Annotated in this window: 2 protein-coding genes; both read right to left on the bottom strand. The window is 58.9% G+C overall.

Going from position 1 to position 1,886, the window contains the following annotated elements:
- Positions 1–750: cache domain-containing protein (locus F8N85_RS33815; RefSeq protein ID WP_191636320.1), on the bottom strand; the 750-nt coding region annotated here is incomplete at its 3' end.
- Between the two features lie 254 nt (positions 751–1,004).
- On the bottom strand, positions 1,005–1,886 hold an 882-nt coding region (prmB, locus tag F8N85_RS33810), incomplete at its 5' end, for a 50S ribosomal protein L3 N(5)-glutamine methyltransferase (RefSeq protein WP_150807671.1).

The following is a 1,886-nucleotide window of genomic DNA, read 5'->3' as shown; positions in this document are numbered from 1 at the left end:
GCCCTCGCCGGCGGCGATATCGTCAAGGTTGGCTTTCATCAGATGCAGCGGACGCAGCATAGTGTTCGCCAGCAGCATGCCGACCGCGCCAATCACCAGCAGCACCACCACGGCGATGCCGACGATACTCAGCACCACCCCTTCCATGCGCTCATGAACCTTGGCTTCGACCAACGCGACCTGCGCTTCGATACCGTCGAGGTTGACCGCAGTGCCGATGACCATGTCCCACTTGGGCAGGTATTCGGAGTAGCCGAGTTTGGGCACCAGGACTTTGTTGTTACCCGGCAGCGACGAGCTGTATTGCAGATAGTGGGTACCGTCCTTGGCGACTTGCACCAACTCACGGTTGAAGTACACGCCATTCGGATCGCGTTTGTCGTTGAAGTTCTGACCCACACCTTCCGGGCTGTTGCCCTTGAACAGGCGCACGATTTGCGAGTCGTAACCGAAGAAGTAGCCATCCTTGCCGTAGCTGATGCTCGACAGCAGCTTGACCACCTGCGCCCGCGCCGCGTCATCACCCGGTGCCGCCGCGTCGTACAGCGGCTTGATCGCACTCATCGCCACCGCTACATAACTTTGCAGGGTCGCCTTGGCATCGCTCAGCAGACGCTGACGGGTTATTTCGACTTCGCTGCGGGCCTGATTCTGCAGAATGAACACCGTGGTCAGACTGATCACCAGCGCAAACAGTAAAACCGGGAGTACCGCGAGGGATAAAACTTTGGCCTTCAGGCTCAGGCGCATGGCGTTCACTCTTGATTGGCGTGGTTAAAGCTATAACGGCACGCCACCGCAAAACTGTAGGAGCGTCGACCGACTGCTCCTTGTAGGGAGAATTGCGGGCCCCACGATATTTCAGATGCCTGCGGTCGGCGAGCTGGCGAAGCCTGCGATCTTTGAGGCGGACAATACGTTGGCCGGACGGGCGCCAGGATCAAAAGATCGCAGCCTGCGGCAGCTCCTACAGGGCTTGTGTACGCAGAAGGTCTCGCTACTTTCTAAACCCTCGAAGCAAACACCGCCTGATGCTGACGGCACTGTTCGGCGCTGAGCATGAACACGCCATGGCCGCCGTGTTCGAAGTCGAGCCAGGCGAAGTCCACTTCCGGGTACAGCGCTTCGACGTGCACCTGGCTGTTGCCGACTTCGACGATCAGCAAACCTTTTTCGGTCAGGTGATCCGCCGCTTCGCTGAGCATGCGTCGCACCAGGTTCAAGCCGTCCTCACCGCAGGCCAGACCCAACTCGGGCTCATGCTGATACTCGTCCGGCATGTCGGCGAAATCTTCGGCATCGACGTACGGCGGATTGGAAACGATCAGGTCGAAACGCTGGCCCGGCAGACCATCGAAACCATCCCCCTGAACCGTATAGACCCGCTCGTCGACACCGTGACGTTCAATGTTCTGATTGGCGACTTCCAGCGCTTCGAACGACAGATCGGCCAGTACCACTTCGGCGTTCTGGAACTCATAAGCGCAGGCGATACCAATGCAGCCCGAACCGGTGCACAGGTCAAGAATGCGTGCCGGCTCGGCGTCCAACCAGGGCGCAAATCGTTTTTCGATCAGCTCGCCAATCGGTGAGCGCGGGATCAGCACTCGTTCGTCAACGATGAACGACATACCGCAGAACCACGCCTCACCCAACAAGTAAGCCGTAGGGATCCGCTCTTCGATACGACGCGTGATCAGGCGTTGCAGATTGACCAACTCGTCCTCTTCCAGGCGGCAGTCCAGATAACTGTCGGCAATTTCCCAAGGCAGGTGCAACGCGCCGAGCACCAATTGACGGGCTTCGTCCCAGGCATTGTCAGTCCCATGGCCGAAAAACAGATCCTCCCCATGAAAACGGCTGACGGCCCAACGGATGTGGTCGCG

The sequence above is a fragment of the Pseudomonas fluorescens genome (genome assembly GCF_902497875.1).
GTDB lineage: Bacteria > Pseudomonadota > Gammaproteobacteria > Pseudomonadales > Pseudomonadaceae > Aquipseudomonas > Aquipseudomonas fluorescens_BR.
Note: the sequence above shows the minus strand (reverse complement) of the source record. Positions and strands in the feature narration are given on the sequence as shown.